We start from the raw sequence: 14,998 nt of genomic DNA, 5'->3' as shown, positions 1-14,998 counted from the left end.
GGATGGAGACTAAACTAATTATCACGGGTCGCCGGTCCCGTTCAAGGGCGGGGACTCCGGCCCGCGCCCCCGACTCCCGGAAGGGCTTACGAAGGGGCTTACGAAAGGGCTCGCGCGAGGGGCCGGGCCTCGGTCGCGGCTCGGCGGCGGCGGCGTGCGAGCCTTCTCGTGAAGAAGGCGGCGGGGTGCGGGCAATAACAGCGTCCGTTGCCCCACGAAAGGCATCCTCCGTATGAGAGTCAACAGCGGTCGTCCCCCCGATCGCGCCCTGCCCGACGCCCTTCCCGATGTTCTTCCCGCCTCGTTCCTCGCGGACGACGCGGACGACGCGGGCGACGTGGGCGACGCGGGTGGCCTGGCCTGGGGTGCCGTGTCGGGGGAGTCCGCCGTCGCGAGCGACGCCGAGGTGATCCGGCTGTCGCTGCGCGATCAGGAACGGTTCGCGGAGATCTTCCACAGGTACTTCGCCGCGATCCATCGGTACGCCTCGGCCAGGCTGGGCGCCGACGCCGCGGACGACGTCGCGGCGGACACGTTCCTCGCGGCCTTCCGGCAGCGGGAGCGCTACGACCTGTCCCGTCGTGACGCGCGCGCCTGGCTGTTCGGCATCGCGACCAACCTGATCAGACGGCACCGCAGGGACGAGGTGCGCCTGTACCGCGCCCTGGAGCGGGCCCGGGACGCCACCGACCCGGGCGCGTCGTCGGCGGACTCCGCCGACGCCTACCTCGTCGTCGACGCGCGGCGCCGCCTCGCGGGCGCCCTCGCCGTGCTGAAGGCCGGTGACCGGGAGGCGCTCCTGCTGGTCGCGTACGGCGAGCTCAGCTACGCGGAGGTGTCCGACGCCCTGGGCATTCCCCCGGGGACCGTCGGGTCCCGCCTCAACCGGGCCCGCAGGCGGGTCAGGGAAGTCATGAACACGGACGCCGCCGGCAAGGGGGATCGACGCGATGGATGAGATGGACCTGCTGCGTGACCGGGCCGAGGCCCAGCCCGCCCCGCGGCCCGAGGCCGTCGCCTCCGCGCTCGACCGCCTGCACGGCGCCGTCCGGGAGGAGTCCGGGCACGGCGCCGTCGGCAAGCCCGGGCGGGCGGCCTGGCGCCCGCTCCGGCTGCCCGGCTCGCGACGGAGGCGCGCCGCGACGGGCCCGCCGTCCGCGCCGGGGCGATGGTCCGGCCCGGTCCCGCGCCTCGTGGCCGCGGTCCTCGTCGCGGCCGGCGTCGCCGGGGTGGTGACGACGACGACGGTGATCGCGCGGGGGCCCGCCGAGGAGAGGCCGCCCACGCTCTCGGCCGTGGACGGCTGGGAGAAGTGGCGCGAAGGGGATCCCGAGCTCGTGGTGTTCCTCTGCAAGGACGACTCGCCGTTCGTGGGGTGTGGCGGCGGCGGCTTCGCCGTGGAGGACGGTGGCCTGGGTGCCCCGCCGGACCCCATCCTGGGCGGCAGGGCCACCACGCCGCGGGACAAGGCGGTGATCGAGCGGACGCTCGGGGCCATGCCGCAGGTGGAGACGATCTCCTTCGTGAGCAGGCAGGAGGCCTACGCCGACCTGCTCCGCCGGGAACGGGAGCAGTCCGCCCTGGGCTCCACGCAACGGAAGCTGTCCGAAATCCTCGACGTGGAGGACATGAACGAGTCGTACACGCTGAAGATGAGACCCGGCACCGACTGGAACGCGGTGATCGAGACGGTCGAGGCGTTGCGGGGGGTGGCCAACGTGCTCAACCGCAAGTGCCTCATCGAGAACGCCCGGGAGCTCATCGAGAGGCACAGGACCCTGTGCGCTCCCGGCGGTTACGAAGACTGACCGAACCCGTGCCGGCCGGGGGCGCGGCGGACGCCGGGCGCGATGACTTCGCGGTGCCGGTGGACGCGGCGGCAGGTGGGGGGCATTGACGTTTGTTGGTTTGGACGTAAAACTAATTCAGCAAACGGAAGCCCGAGCGCTGGAGTTCCCATGCCCTACCGCCCCCCGCTGGTCGCGCACGAGTACTTCGTCGCCGATCCGCCGGAGCTGCCCGTCCGCTCGCACGGCGAGGAGGGCCTGTCGGCGCTGATCTCGGCGGAGCCGGTGGCCTCCGACGAGACCGGGGTGATCCTGAAGGCGGTGACCTCGGCGGAGGAGACGCTCCTGGTCCAGGTGGGCGTGGCGGGCGAGGGCGTGATCCGGGTCAGGCTCGGGGAGGACGCGGACGCGCGGACCCGGTCGGCCGCCGCGATCTCCATGGTCACGCCGGGCACGTTCGCCGGGGCGCGGGTGGAGAGCCGCGACGGGAGGGTCCTGCTCGACGCGGGCTCGCTCCGCGCGGAGATCACCCTGTCGCCCTGGCACCTGAGGTTCACCGACGCGAGCGGGGCGCCGCTGCTGGAGCAGGACCGGGGGCACACCGACATCAGCGGCCGGTTGCGCACGCTGCCGTTCGGCCGCTCCAGCGCGGACGGCGCGGTGGCCGGCTACCACGAGAGCTTCGCCGCCCCCGCCGACGAGGCGTTCGGCGGGTTCGGCGAGTCGTTCACCCGGCTCGACAAGCGCGGCCAGCGGCCGGTGATGTGGAACTTCGACGCCTTCGGCGCGGAGTCGCAGCGGGCGTACAAGAACATCCCGTTCTACCTGTCCAGCAGGGGTTACGGCGTGCTGGTGGACAGCGGGACGCCGGTGGAGTTCGACGTGTGCCAGTCGACGCACAGCTGCGTGCAGATCGTGGTCCCGGACGACCTGATCGACTACTACGTGATCGCCGGGCCCACCCCGTCGGAGGTGCTCGGCCGCTACGACCTGCTGACCTGCCGCCCGCTGCTCCCGCCGAAGTGGGCGTTCGGCACATGGATCTCCTCGGGGTTCTTCGTCGACACCCAGGAGCGGGTGATGGCCAGGGCGCGGCGGATCCGCGAGCGGGGGATCCCGTGCGACGTGCTCCACCTGGACACGTACTGGCAGACGGACGGGCACTGGTCGGACATGCGCTGGGACGCGGAGGGTTTCCCCGACCCCACCGGGATGCTGGCCGAGCTGGACGCGATGGGCTTCAAGGTCTGCCTGTGGATGAACCCGTACATCTCCCATCTCAGCCCGGCCTTCCTCCCCGCCGCCGAAAGCGGATATTTCCTTAAAAATCCTGATGGCGAGGTCTACGTGGCCGACTGCTGGCACGGCTCCTACCCGGCCTGCGGCATCGTCGACCTCACCAACCCCGCCGCCGTGGAGTGGTTCAAGGGACTGCTCCGCCCGCTGCTGGAGCAGGGGGTCCAGGTCTTCAAGACCGACTTCGCCGAGGGCGTCCCGCACGACGCGGTCGCGGCCAACGGCATGTCGGGCACCGACCTGCACAACGTCTACACGCTGCTGTTCAACGACGCCGTCTCCGATGTGACCCGGGAGGTCACCGGGCACGGCATGGTGTGGGCGCGCTCGTCGTTCCTCGGCGGGCAGCGGCACTCGGCGCAGTGGAGCGGCGACACCTACACCAGCTACGCCGCGATGGGCAGCACGCTGCGCGGCGGGCTGGCGCACGGCCTGTCCGGCGTCCCGTTCTGGAGCCACGACGCGGGCGGGTTCACCGGCAGGCCCACCGACGACCTGTACGTCAGGTGGACCCAGTTCGGCGCGCTCTCCCCGCTGCTGCGCCTGCACGGCACCACCAGCCGGGAGCCGTGGGAGTTCCCCGAGGTCGAGACGGAGGCGGTCGAGGCGCTGCGGCTGCGCTACCGGCTCATGCCGTACATCTACACGGCGGCCGTCGAGGCGGCCAGGACCGGGGCGCCGATGATGCGGGCATTGTGCGTGGACTACCCGGACGACCCGGTGGCCTGGCAGGCCGACCTGCAGTATCTCCTCGGCCGCGACCTGCTGGTGGCGCCGATGACCTCGCCGGAGCAGGTCAGGAGGGTCTACCTGCCGCGAGGGGAGTGGGTGGACCACTGGACGGGCGAGATCCTGCCCGGCGGCCGGTACGTCACGGTCGCCACGCCGCTGGACCGCGTCCCGCTCTTCGCCCGGCGCGGCGCGATCGTCCCCGTCCTCGCCGACCCGGGCGGGACCGTGGGGGACGGGCCGTTCGGGGAGATCACCCTGGTCGCGTACGGCGTCGGGGCCGGCACCGGTACCGGCGCCGAGACCCGTGAGGCCGGTACCACCGTCTCCGACCTCGACGGGGACACCACGATCACCGCGGTCCCCGACGGGGAGGGGCTGCGGGTGACCGTCTCGGGGAGCGCGCGGATCGCGGGCGTCGAACTGGTGGGCTCGGACGTCCCGATCGTCGTCACCACCGTCTAGGAGAACCACCGTCTAGGAGAGCCGCCGTCTAGGAGAAGAACCACCACCTAGGAGAAGAACCATGCTCAACCTCAAGGCGGGTGTCGCCCTGGTGGCCGCGCTCGCGGCGCTCGTCGCCTGCGGCGGCACCGAGAAGGCGGCGGAGACGCCCGCCGCGGGCGCTCCCCGGGTCCTGAAGCTCTGGCACTACGAGAGCGCCGACAGCGCGATGGGCAAGGCCTGGGCCGAGGCCGTCAAGCGGTTCCAGGCCACGCACCCCGGCGTGACGGTGAAGTTCGAGGAGAAGGCGTTCGAGCAGATCCGCCAGTCGGCGGGGATGATCCTCAACTCGGACGAGGCCCCCGACGTGATGGAGTACAACAAGGGCAACGCCTCCGCCGGCCTGCTGTCGAAGCAGGGCCTGCTCACCGACCTCACCCCGGAGGTGACCAGGCGGGGCTGGGACAAGCTGCTCAGCCCCTCGATCCAGACGACCGCGCGCTACGACGAGCGCGGCGTCATGGGCGCGGGCAAGTGGTACGGCGTCCCCAACTACGCCGAGTACGTGATGGTCTACTACAACAAGGACGCGTTCGAGAAGGCGGGCGTGAAGGTGCCCACGACCTTCGAGGAGTTCACCGCCGCGCTCGACACGTTCGCCAAGGCCGGGACCACCCCCCTCGCCGTCGGCGGCGCCGAGTACCCCGCGCAGCAGATCTTCTACCAGCTCGCGCTGAGCAAGGCGCAGCGGCCGTGGGTGGACGCCTTCCAGCTCTACAAGGGCAAGGTCGACTTCAAGGGCCCGGAGTTCAGGTACGCGGCCGACACCCTCGCCGACTGGGTGAAGAAGGGCTACATCGGCAAGGACTCCGCCGGGATCAAGGCCGAGGACATGGGGGTCTCCTTCATCGGCGGCGAGTATCCGATCCTGGTCTCCGGCAGCTGGTGGTACGGCCGCTTCGCCAGTGAGATCAAGGACTTCGAGTGGGGCTCGTTCCTGTGGCCGGGCAACACGATGAGCGCCGGGTCCAGCGGCAACATCTGGGTCGTCCCCGAGAGCGCGAAGAACAAGGACCTCGCCTACGACTTCATCGACATCACGATGCAGAAGGACATCCAGAACCTGCTCGGCAACTCCGGCGGCGTCCCGGTGGCCGCGGACACCGCCGCGATCACCGACGGGAAGAGCAAGGAGCTGATCGAGAACTTCAACACGCTCTCGACCTCCGACGGGCTCGCCTTCTACCCCGACTGGCCGGCGCCCGGCTACTACGACGTGCTCGTGTCGGGCGTGCAGAACATCATCAACGGCACCAAGACCTCCGACCAGGTCCTGGACGAGATCGCCGCGCCGTACGAGGAGAACCTCGCCGACATCGGCAACTGATTCCTTTCCCGCGACTTTTTCTCGACCTGATACGGCACGGCACGGGTCGTACGTACGAAGAAACAGAGAGGAGACCTCCGATGCAGAGGTCTCGCGACCGCGGGTACTGGGTGTTCCTGCTGCCGGGCGCCGTGCTGTTCACCGCGGTCGTCGCGGTGCCGTTCCTGATGAACGTCGGGATCGGGTTCACCCGGTGGCAGGGGATCGGCGACCCGCGGTGGATCGGGCTGGACAACTACGTGAGGCTCGCGGCCGACGCGCGGTTCTGGACCTCCTTCCGCAACAATGTCGCGCTGATCGTCGCGATGGCGGTCGTCCCGACGATCGTCGGCCTGGTCCTCGCGGCGACCCTGTTCGACCACGTGGGCAGGAGGTTCGGTCCCCGCGCCGCCGGGGCGCTGCGGGCCGCGTACTACCTGCCGCAGGTGCTGCCGGTCGCGGTCGCCGGGATCGTCTGGGGCTGGATCATGCACCCGCGCTTCGGGGCGCTCAACGAGCTGCTCGGGGCGCTGGGGATGGAGCCGAGGAACTGGCTCGGCGACCCGGCCTGGGCGCTGCCGAGCGTGATGGCGATCATGGTGTGGTTCCAGATCGGCTACCCGGTCGTCATCTTCATGGCCGGGCTGCAGCGGGTCGACCCCACCCTGTACGAGGCCGCCGAGATGGACGGCGCGTCGTGGTGGCGCAGGTTCTGGCACATCACGATCCCGCAGATCCGGCCGGAGATCTACGTGGTCCTGCTGACCTGCACGATCGCCGCGCTCAAGGTCTTCGGGCCGATCTTCGTGCTGACCAGGGGCGGTCCGGGCGGGGCCACGCTCGTGCCGTCCTACTTCAGCTACCAGAACTTCTTCGAGAAGGCCAACGTCGGGTACGGCGCGGCGATCGCCACCGTGCTCACCCTCGTGATCATCGCGGTGACGGTGTTCTTCCTGCGGGTTCAGGACCGGGACGGGGAATCATGATCCGGAAATACTCGGTCCTGGTCTCGCTGGTCGTGCTGGCCGTCGTGATGCTGGTGCCGTTCGCCGTCGTCACGCTCAACGCGCTGAAGTCCCCGGCCGACTACTCCTCGGGCGGGCCCCTCGGCCTGCCCTCGGAGCTCTACCTCGACGGGATCGTCGAGTTCTGGAACCGGGTCGACTTCGGCGGCAAGCTCTGGAACAGCCTGCTGATCAGCGGCTCGGTCGCGGTGCTCGCCACGGTGCTGTCGGTGCTCAACGCCTACGCGCTCGGCATCGGCAGGGTGCGCGGCCGGATGTGGATCCTCGTCCTCTTCCTGGTGGCCAACACGCTGCCGCAGGAGGCGCTGGTCTACCCGCTGTACTACCTGGCCAAGCAGACCGGCCTCTACGACACCCGGCTCGGGGTGATCATCGTCTTCACGGTCATCCAGAGCGCCTTCGGGACGTACCTGCTCGCCTCGGTGCTCGGCCGCTTCCCGCGCGAGATCCTGGAGGCCGCGGCCCTCGACGGGGCGGGCAGGTGGCGGGCCCTGTGGCAGGTCGTCGTGCCGATCAGCAGGCCGACGCTGAGCGTGCTGCTCGTCTTCTTCTTCATCTGGACCTGGAACGAGTTCTTCCTGCCGCTGGTCTTCCTCGTCTCCAACGAGAACCAGACCGTCCCGGTCGCGCTGGGGGTGCTGCAGGGCGACAAGATGATGGACGCGACGATGTCCAGCGCCTCGGCGCTGCTCGGCATCCTCCCGGCCGTCGTCTTCTTCCTCATCTTCCAGCGCACGCTGACCCGCGGCGTGACCGTCGGCGCCGTCAAGTGACGGTGGCGCCGTCAGGTGACCCTTCAGACCTCCTGCGACGCCGTACGCCGCTCGGGGGCGGACGGCGTCCCGGGAGCGGCGTCTCCTCGACTCCCCTGACCTACGACCCTTCTCGACCTTCGCGCCTTCTCTGCCTTCGACTCCCTGACCTTCGACTCCCCCTGACCTGGAGGCGAAATGTCGTTACCCGCCAAGTCCGTCAAGTCCGTCGCGGCGGTCGCCGCGACGGCCCTCACCCTGGGACTGTGCGCGGCCCCCGCCCGCGCGGCCCACGAACGACCACTCCCCGGTTCCGTGGAAGCGGCCCCCGAGTTTCCCTTCCGCGACCCCTCGCTCCCGCTGGAGCGGCGCATGGAAGACCTGCTCGGACGCCTCACCACGGCGGAGAAGGTGTCCTGGCTCCACCAGTACCAGCCCGCGGTGGAGCGGCTCGGCATCGGGCTGTTCAAGACCGGCACCGAGGCGCTGCACGGCGTCGCCTGGTCCACCGACGTCGACAACGGCGGGAACGTCGTGACGGCGGAGGGCACCGTGTTCCCGCAGGCCGTCGGCCTGGCCAGCACCTGGAACCCCGACCTGGTCGAGAAGGTCGGCACGGCCGTCGGGGAGGAGGCCAGGGGCTACCACGCGGAGAACCCCCGCCTGTGGGGCCTGCAGCTGTGGACACCGGTGGTCAACCCGCTCCGCGACCCCCGCTGGGGCCGCAACGAGGAGGGCTACTCCGAGGACCCGCTGCTCACCGGCGCGATCTCCACCGCGTACGGCTCGGGCATCCAGGGCGACGACCCGGACCACCTGCGGGCGGCGCCGGTGCTCAAGCACTTCCTGGGCAACAACAACGAGGTCCGCCGCGACACGACCTCCTCCAGCCTGCGCCCGCGCGTCCTGCACGAGTACGAGTACCCGGCGTACCGGACGGCGCTGGAGGCGGGCGCGGCCACCGGCGTGATGACGTCGTACAACCTGGTCAACGGGCGGCCCGCCACGGTCACCGACCTGAACTCCACCGTCAGGGCCTGGTCGGACCGGCCGGTGTTCAACGTCTCCGACGCCGGGGGGCCCAACAACCTGACCGGCTCCCAGGACTACTTCGCCACCAAGGCCGAGGCCGCCGCCGCCATGCTCAAGGCGGGCGTCGAGAGCTTCACGGTGGACAACACCGACGGCGCCCCGACGGTGGCCGCGGTGAACGAGGCGCTGGCGCGGGGGCTGCTCACCCAGGCCGACCTCGACACCGCCGTCCGCCGCATCCTCGGCGTCCGGTTCCGGCTCGGCGAGTTCGACCCGGACGGCGGCCCGTACGGGAGGATCACCAAGGACGTGGTCGACAGCCCCGCGCACCGGAGGCTGGCCCGGCGGACCGCGGCCGAGGCGGCGGTGCTGCTGAAGAACTCCGGGAACACCCTGCCGCTGCGTCCTTCGCAGAAGGTCGCGGTGGTCGGCCCGCTGGCCGACACCCTCTACACCGACTGGTACTCGGGCAGGCTCCCGTACCGGGTCACCCCGCTCGACGGGATCGGGGAGCGGGCCGCCACGGTCACCTCCGAGGGCGTCGACAGGATCGCGCTCAAGTCCGGCGGCAGATACCTCACCGCGGGCACCGGGGCGGGCGCGGACCTGAGGCTCTCGGGGACCTCGGCGGGCCCGACCGAGCAGTTCGACGTCTTCGACTGGGGCCAGGGGATCGTCACCCTGCGCAGCGTCGCCAACGGCAGATACGTCAGCCGCGCCAACTGGTCCACGCTGGTCAACAACCAGGAACAGCCCACCGGCTGGTTCGTGCAGGAGCAGTTCACGCTGGAGGCGCAGGCCGACGGCACGACACTGCTGCGCTACGCGGGCTACGAGACCGCCTACGACTGGTTCGGCCCCGACAGGTACGTCAGGGCCGCCCCCGACGGCACGCTCGGCCTCACCGTCGCCGAGAACGCCACCCGCTTCGAGAAGGAGGTCGTGCGCAGCGGCGTCGGCGAGGCCGCCGCGGCGGCGAAGGACGCCGACGTGGCGGTGGTCGTGGTCGGCAGCATGCCGTTCATCAACGGCCGCGAGGACCACGACCGGACGGACCTCGGCCTCGCCGAGGGGCAGCGGGCGCTCGTGGAGGCGGTGCGCGCGGCCAACCCGAACACGGTCGTGGTGCTGGAGAACAGCTACCCGACCACGATCGACGGCCTCCAGGACACCGTCCCGGCGATCCTGTGGACCACCCACGCCGGCGCCGAGACCGGCCACGCCCTGGCCGACCTGCTGTACGGCGACGCCAACCCGGCCGGGCGCCTCACCCAGACCTGGCCCCGGGCCGGCACGCCCCTGCCGGACATCCTCGACTACGACATCGTCAAGACCGGCTCGACCTACCTGTACTCGAAGCGCAGCCCGCTCTACGCCTTCGGCCACGGGCTGAGCTACACCACCTTCGGCTACCAGGGCCTCAAGGCCGTGAAGAAGGGGGACGGGCACGAGGTGAGCGTCCGCGTCACCAACACCGGCTCCCGGGCGGGCGACGAGGTCGTCCAGCTCTACACCCACCAGCACACCTCCCGGGTGGAGCAGCCGGTCAAACAGCTGCGCGGCTTCCAGCGGGTGAGCCTGGCCCCCGGGGAGTCGAAGGTCGTGAGGTTCACGCTCAGGACCGCCGACCTGGCGCTGTGGGACGTGACCAGGGGCCGCTTCGCGGTGGAGCCGTCCACCCACGACGTCATGGTCGGCTCGTCCTCCGACCGGATCCGGCAGCGGGCGACCGTGCGGGCGGACGGCGAGCGCGTCCCGGCCCGCGACCTCACCCGGACCACCCGCGCCGCCGACTTCGACGACTACGCGGGCGTCGAGCTGGTCGACGAGACCAAGGTCCGCGGTGACGCGGTCGGGGCCTCGGCGGGCGAGTGGATCTCCTTCGAGGGCGCCGACCTCCGCGCCGGGGTCACCGGCGTGCGGCTCGGGGTCGCGGCCACCGCCGCCTCCTCCGTCGAGATCCGCCTCGGCTCCCCGACCGGCAGGCTCGCCGGGACCGTGCCGGTGGCGGCCACCGGCGGGACCTACTCGTGGGCCACGGCCACCGCCCCCGTCTCGGGCGTACGCGGCGGGCAGGACGTCTACCTGGTCTTCCGGGGCTCCCTGCGGATCAAGGACGTGACCTTCACCCGCTGACCGCCCCCCTCCCGCTGACCGCCCCCCTTCCGCTGAGCGCCTCCTCCCGCGGCCCGCCTCCTTTCACGGGGGGCGGGCCGTGCGGCGAGGTCGTCGCCGGTCGGCCCAGGGCCGGCACCCACCTCCTCCAGCACGCCCCCGGCGGCGACGCCCTGGGGCGGATCCCGGCCTACCCGGTCGCGCTCACCCGGCCGCTGCGCATCGAGGGTGAGGATCCGCCCGGCCGGTGGGTCTTTTACGACTCCCGGGTCACAATGTCATTCGATTTTCCCGGCGGGGACGCCGCCCTCGGCATCGCCCACGGCATCGGCGGGCCGTTCACCCTGCTCGTCCAAGTCCCGCGCCGAAACGTCGACGTGGACGGGCACCGAAGAAATGAGTAACGTGACGCCCGTGCCCCGAACCTCTCTTCTGGCCGCCGCCCTCACGGTGTCGGTCTGCCTTGCGAATGCCTCAGCGGCAAGCGCGGCTTCATCGTCGCCGACCCAGGCGTCGATGGGTGCCACTCACGCGTCGATGTCAGCCGAACTGGGCCTGCTACAGGGGCCGCAAACCCTGGTCACGTCCAAGCAGACGGCCATCACCAAGATCAAATCCCTGCTGACGACTTTCTTCACCGATCAGCAGCTGTCCATGATCCTGGACAGGATGGCACAGGACATCTACACCAACAAACCTTTCAAGGAATCCTTCGCCACTCTCATCACCCCGAGCATTCTCACTTCAAGTCAGATAAAGGTCTTATTGGCCTCCGGGATTTCGTCGACAAAGGCTGTCGCGGTCCTTTCTCGCAGGTTCGAACCATATTACAACAATATAAGCAAGAAAATTTCCGCAATGAAAAGCGGGAATACAAAAGGAGACTGCTTCGATCAGGTCAACGTGATGGTGGCCGCGTATCTCACCAAGGCCAATGTCACGCCGGTTCTGACCGAGATCAAGAGCAGTCTGACGTCGAAGGAGTGGCAGTCCGTGAGAACTCATGGCGCGGCACTGTTCCTCTGGAGCAAGTACGGGCTGTAGGGCCGCCTGGTCCGCGCCGGCCGAAGTGGCGATCATCCAGGCGCGCCGGAGGAGTCGGCGGGGCGGTTCGGTGCTCCACGGAGCGGCCGAGCTCGTCGCTGACCTGCACCTACGGCGTGCCTGGACCCGTACACCCCAACCCGCCGCGCCAGGGCGCTCTGCGGGCCGTCAACGCCGGCCACGGGATGGCCGCCAGGCCGGTTCGCGGGAGCCCTCCCCACCTCTGGTGGCATGGAACGGCCGGGATCCCGTAAAAGACGATCGGCCCGCGTACCGATCGGCGGCGCCAGGTGATTTCCCCTGGTCCATCAGGCTTTATGGTGCTTTGCGACTATGTGCCAGAAGGTTTGCTAGTACGGGCACATAAGGGGGGAATCGGCCTCGTCGTCGTGCTGTTTGAATCATGAACGCCAGACCGAGTTCCAGGAGGCATCATGACGACCACGACTCGTCCCGCCGAGGCTTCGGGACAGTTCGCCATCGGGGGCGACCTCACCGTCAACCGTCTCGGCTACGGGTCGATGCAGCTCACCGGCGAGGGCGTGTGGGGGGACCCGCGCGACCCCGAGGAGGCCGTCCGCGTCCTGCGCAGGGCCGTCGAGCTCGGCGTGAACCTCATCGACACCGCCGACTCCTACGGCCCGTTCGTCGCCGAGCTGCTCATCAAGAAGGCGCTGCACCCCTACGCCGACGACCTGGTCATCGCGACCAAGGCGGGATTCACCCGGCAGGGGCCCGGGATCTGGACGCCGGTCGGCCGTCCCGAGTACCTGCGCCAGCAGGTCGAGCTGAGCCTGCGCCACCTCGGCGTCGAGCGGATCGACCTGCTGCAGCTGCACCGCATCGACCCGGCCGTCCCTGTCGCCGACCAGGTCGGGGAGCTCGCGCTGATGCAGCGGGAGGGCAAGATCCGGCACATCGGCCTCAGCGAGGTCAGCGTCGAGGACGTCGAGGAGGCGGGCAAGTCCGCGACGATCGTCTCGGTGCAGAACCTCTACAACCTCGCGCACCGCGACGCCGAGCCGCTGCTCGAGTACTCCGAGGCCAACGGCATCGCCTTCATCCCCTGGTTCCCGCTCGCCACCGGCAAGCTCGCGGCGGAGGGCGGACCGCTCGCCGCGGCGGCCAAGGAGCACGGCGCCACCCCGTCGCAGCTCGCCCTGGCCTGGCTGCTGCGCCGCTCCCCGGTGATGCTGCCCATCCCCGGCACCTCGACGGTCGCCCACCTGGAGGACAACGTCGCCGCCGCGACCGTGCAGCTCACCGACGCCGAGTTCGACGCCCTGAGCAGGGGAGCCTGAGGGAGACGGCCCGTTGCGGGGGCCTCGCGGCGATCCGGGGAAGCGTCCCGTCGAGGACGCTCGGTTCCGCACCGGCCGCGACGCGGCTCAGCGTGATGTCCCGGGATCGGCACCGGGCTCGTGCGGATCCGAGCGGGGGGACGGTGGGAAGCGGAGCACCCAGCGGCGCTGCCACGGGGTCTCGACGGCCCTGGGGTGGTGATGCTCGCGCGCCCAGGCGACGGCGTCGGCCGGGGCCAGGCCGGCCAGGACGGCGAGGCAGGCGACGACCGTGCCGGTGCGCCCGACGCCGCCCCCGCAGGCGACCTCCACCGCGGTGCCCGCCCGAGCCCGCTCGTGCAGCGCGCGGATTCGCCGTACGGCCAGGTCGTGGTCGCGGGGCAGCAGGAAGTCGGGCCACCGGATCCACTCGTGCGGCCACCGCGGCTCGCTCTCATGGCGACGGCGGAGCCGGTCGGAGCCGAGGTACAGGCCGAAGCCGGGCACCGGCCCCTCCGGCAGGGGATGGCGCAGGCCGCGGCCGCGGATCCAGGAGCCGTCCGGCAGTCGGATGGCGCCCACGAGCGGCGCCCCGCTCACCGGCCCGCTCACCGGCCCGCTCGCCATCCCGCTCGCCATCCCGCTCGCCGGCCTGTCGACCGGCCCGCCGGCCGGGCCGGTCGCCGCGTCGTCCCCGGTGTCCCGCATCGCGTCCTCCTCGTGTCTCTCGCTGGGCTCTCTCACTGGGCGCTGCCCAGTCGATGTCGTGCGCGGTGATTGGCGACATTGAGCCGGTTGCCGCACAGGTCGGGCATGCAGTAGACGCGGCGTCCTCCGCGGCTGGTGTCGACGAACACGCCGCGGCAGCCCGGGGCGACACAGGCGCGGAACCGGCCGTGGCCGAGGGCGCGGACGGCGCCGAGCAGCCCGACACCGATGAGCGCGGCCAGTTCCTCGGCGGGCGACGCGCCCGGCGCGGTCGGGACGTGCCACTGCCACCGCCCACCGGGATCGCGGTCCAGCACCGGGCTGAGACCGGCCCGCCCGGCCAGCACGGCGGCGCCCGCGACGGCCTGCTCCTCCGTCTCGGTCTCCACGACGCCACGCGCCTCCCGGCGCAGCAGGTGAACCTCGCGGACCTCGTCGCCGGTCGGTGACCGTCCGTCCGCCAGGGCGTCGAGTCGCAGCCCGTGCTCCGCGAGGAAGCGTGTCAACGCCTCCGGGGTCGGCAGGGCGTCCCCGGCCGCCCGCACGGTGGGCGAGGTGTTGGCCAGGTCGCCGGCCACGGCCGCCCCCACCACGTAGTCGGCGATGGAGATGCGCATGTCTCACCGCCTCCTCGGTAACCGATAAAACGAAAATATACCCCTTACATCCCGGCGAAGTCACGGGCCGCGTCTCGTCGGCGAGGAGCCCGGAAAATTTTTCGTGAGACTACTTGCGAACTGATCTGCCGCTAACCTATAACTGAACTAAGAGGTTTTCGAGGAGGCAGGCTTGAGGATACCTGCCAGTTCACACGGAGGTGGTTACCGATGCTGCTGACGTCGATCGACCCGTTCATCCAGGAGTTCGACCGCCAGTTCGACCGGTTCGCGCGCCAGGCCCTCGGATCGGGCGAGAGCGCCGCGCGCGGGGCCATGCCGCTGGACGGTGTCCGGCGCAAGGACGACGTCCTCCTGAGGTTCGATCTCCCGGGCATCGACCCCGACACCATCGAGGTGACCGTCGACCGCGGGGTGCTCTCGGTGAGCGCCGGTCGCGAGGAGGAGTACGGCGAGGACGACCGCCTGTTCGTCCGCGAGCGCCCGATGGGCACCTTCACCCGCCGCGTCTACCTGTCCGAGCACCTCGACAGCGAGAAGGTCGACGCCGCCTACTCCAACGGCGTCCTGGCGGTGCGCATCCCGGTCATCGAGCGGGCCAAGCCCCGCAAGGTCGCGATCCAGAAGGCCGAGGACGTGTCCGACCAGAGGTCGATCAAGGCGTGAGGTCCAGGAGCTGACCGCAGAACCTTCTCGGGGTGGGCGCCGGGTTCCGGCGCCCACCCCGCGCGTTTCCCGCGCCCGCCACGGACCTCCCGGTCACCGACCTCCCGTAAGAAATCCAGCGAACCCCCACACGGGAA

The 14,998-nt window shown here is 70.6% G+C and carries 13 protein-coding genes; 10 read left to right on the top strand and 3 right to left on the bottom strand.

Translation table 11 applies throughout. From position 1 onward, the window contains the following. The first annotated feature begins 232 nt into the window (after positions 1 to 232). The 7 genes from AC5L38_RS11530 to AC5L38_RS11500 all read left to right on the top strand — a co-directional run bounded on the left by AC5L38_RS11530 (position 233) and on the right by AC5L38_RS11500 (position 10,567). A complete protein-coding gene (locus AC5L38_RS11530) occupies positions 233 to 958 on the top strand; it encodes an RNA polymerase sigma factor (RefSeq protein ID WP_495242737.1) in 726 nt (241 codons plus the stop codon). Further along, positions 951 to 1,808, top strand: coding sequence for a permease-like cell division protein FtsX (locus tag AC5L38_RS11525; protein ID WP_495242736.1), 858 nt, complete (start codon positions 951 to 953; stop codon positions 1,806 to 1,808). The genes AC5L38_RS11530 and AC5L38_RS11525 overlap by 8 nt, the downstream gene beginning before the upstream one ends. A 150-nt stretch (positions 1,809 to 1,958) precedes the next feature. Further along, entirely contained in the window at positions 1,959 to 4,277 is a 2,319-nt protein-coding gene (locus AC5L38_RS11520; protein WP_495242735.1) for a TIM-barrel domain-containing protein, read from the top strand. Between the two features lie 61 nt (positions 4,278 to 4,338). Continuing rightward, positions 4,339 to 5,643: an ABC transporter substrate-binding protein gene (locus AC5L38_RS11515; RefSeq protein ID WP_495242734.1), complete on the top strand. Its 1,305-nt coding sequence runs from the start codon at positions 4,339 to 4,341 to the stop codon at positions 5,641 to 5,643. A gap of 80 nt (positions 5,644 to 5,723) precedes the next feature. Then, on the top strand, positions 5,724 to 6,608 hold the full coding sequence (locus tag AC5L38_RS11510; protein ID WP_495242733.1) for a carbohydrate ABC transporter permease: 885 nt from the start codon (positions 5,724 to 5,726) through the stop codon (positions 6,606 to 6,608). Next, positions 6,605 to 7,420 (top strand): carbohydrate ABC transporter permease, encoded by an 816-nt coding sequence (locus tag AC5L38_RS11505; protein ID WP_495242732.1) that lies wholly within the window; start codon positions 6,605 to 6,607, stop codon positions 7,418 to 7,420. Before AC5L38_RS11510 ends, AC5L38_RS11505 begins: the two co-directional genes overlap by 4 nt. Positions 7,421 to 7,597: 177 nt before the next feature. After that, complete coding sequence (locus AC5L38_RS11500) at positions 7,598 to 10,567, top strand: glycoside hydrolase family 3 protein (protein ID WP_495242731.1); 2,970 nt, start codon at positions 7,598 to 7,600, stop codon at positions 10,565 to 10,567. A gap of 257 nt (positions 10,568 to 10,824) precedes the next feature. Here AC5L38_RS11500 and AC5L38_RS11495 read toward each other — a convergent pair whose 3' ends face one another. Then, positions 10,825 to 11,073 carry a hypothetical protein gene (locus AC5L38_RS11495; RefSeq protein WP_495242730.1) on the bottom strand — a complete coding sequence of 83 codons (249 nt, stop codon included), beginning with the start codon at positions 11,071 to 11,073 and terminating at the stop codon, positions 10,825 to 10,827. Positions 11,074 to 11,083: 10 nt separating this feature from the next. Between AC5L38_RS11495 and AC5L38_RS11490 the strand changes: the two genes are divergently transcribed. Together AC5L38_RS11490 and AC5L38_RS11485 are read left to right on the top strand one after the other, a co-directional pair. After that, positions 11,084 to 11,590 carry a hypothetical protein gene (locus tag AC5L38_RS11490; RefSeq protein ID WP_495242729.1) on the top strand — a complete coding sequence of 169 codons (507 nt, stop codon included), beginning with the start codon at positions 11,084 to 11,086 and terminating at the stop codon, positions 11,588 to 11,590. Positions 11,591 to 12,024: 434 nt separating this feature from the next. Continuing rightward, positions 12,025 to 12,891 (top strand): aldo/keto reductase, encoded by an 867-nt coding sequence (locus AC5L38_RS11485; protein ID WP_495242728.1) that lies wholly within the window; start codon positions 12,025 to 12,027, stop codon positions 12,889 to 12,891. A gap of 87 nt (positions 12,892 to 12,978) precedes the next feature. On the opposite strand, the gene AC5L38_RS11480 is transcribed toward AC5L38_RS11485, so the two are convergent. Beyond that, entirely contained in the window at positions 12,979 to 13,497 is a 519-nt protein-coding gene (locus tag AC5L38_RS11480; RefSeq protein ID WP_495242798.1) for a protein-tyrosine phosphatase family protein, read from the bottom strand. 113 nt (positions 13,498 to 13,610) lie between these two features. Beyond that, complete coding sequence (locus AC5L38_RS11475) at positions 13,611 to 14,195, bottom strand: CGNR zinc finger domain-containing protein (RefSeq protein WP_495242727.1); 585 nt, start codon at positions 14,193 to 14,195, stop codon at positions 13,611 to 13,613. Between the two features lie 210 nt (positions 14,196 to 14,405). Here AC5L38_RS11475 and AC5L38_RS11470 point away from each other — a divergent pair, with 210 nt between their 5' ends. Beyond that, positions 14,406 to 14,861, top strand: a complete 456-nt coding sequence (locus AC5L38_RS11470; protein WP_495242726.1) for an Hsp20/alpha crystallin family protein — start codon at positions 14,406 to 14,408, stop codon at positions 14,859 to 14,861. Positions 14,862 to 14,998: the final 137 nt, after the last annotated feature.

The sequence above is a fragment of the Streptosporangium nanhuense genome, from assembly GCF_059358815.1.
The sequence above is the reverse complement of the archived record's forward strand: the minus strand, read 5'-3'. Positions and strand labels throughout refer to the sequence as shown.

Coding starts and splice junctions, on each gene's coding strand:
- AC5L38_RS11520 (WP_495242735.1), top strand. CDS start 1,959: ATGCCCTACCGCCCCCCGCTGGTCGCGCACGAGTACTTCGTCGCCGAT.
- AC5L38_RS11485 (WP_495242728.1), top strand. CDS start 12,025: ATGACGACCACGACTCGTCCCGCCGAGGCTTCGGGACAGTTCGCCATC.
- AC5L38_RS11530 (WP_495242737.1), top strand. CDS start 233: ATGAGAGTCAACAGCGGTCGTCCCCCCGATCGCGCCCTGCCCGACGCC.
- AC5L38_RS11500 (WP_495242731.1), top strand. CDS start 7,598: ATGTCGTTACCCGCCAAGTCCGTCAAGTCCGTCGCGGCGGTCGCCGCG.
- AC5L38_RS11510 (WP_495242733.1), top strand. CDS start 5,724: ATGCAGAGGTCTCGCGACCGCGGGTACTGGGTGTTCCTGCTGCCGGGC.
- AC5L38_RS11525 (WP_495242736.1), top strand. CDS start 951: ATGGATGAGATGGACCTGCTGCGTGACCGGGCCGAGGCCCAGCCCGCC.
- AC5L38_RS11475 (WP_495242727.1), bottom strand. CDS start 14,195: ATGCGCATCTCCATCGCCGACTACGTGGTGGGGGCGGCCGTGGCCGGC.
- AC5L38_RS11490 (WP_495242729.1), top strand. CDS start 11,084: ATGTCAGCCGAACTGGGCCTGCTACAGGGGCCGCAAACCCTGGTCACG.
- AC5L38_RS11505 (WP_495242732.1), top strand. CDS start 6,605: ATGATCCGGAAATACTCGGTCCTGGTCTCGCTGGTCGTGCTGGCCGTC.
- AC5L38_RS11480 (WP_495242798.1), bottom strand. CDS start 13,497: ATGGCGAGCGGGCCGGTGAGCGGGCCGGTGAGCGGGGCGCCGCTCGTG.
- AC5L38_RS11470 (WP_495242726.1), top strand. CDS start 14,406: ATGCTGCTGACGTCGATCGACCCGTTCATCCAGGAGTTCGACCGCCAG.
- AC5L38_RS11515 (WP_495242734.1), top strand. CDS start 4,339: ATGCTCAACCTCAAGGCGGGTGTCGCCCTGGTGGCCGCGCTCGCGGCG.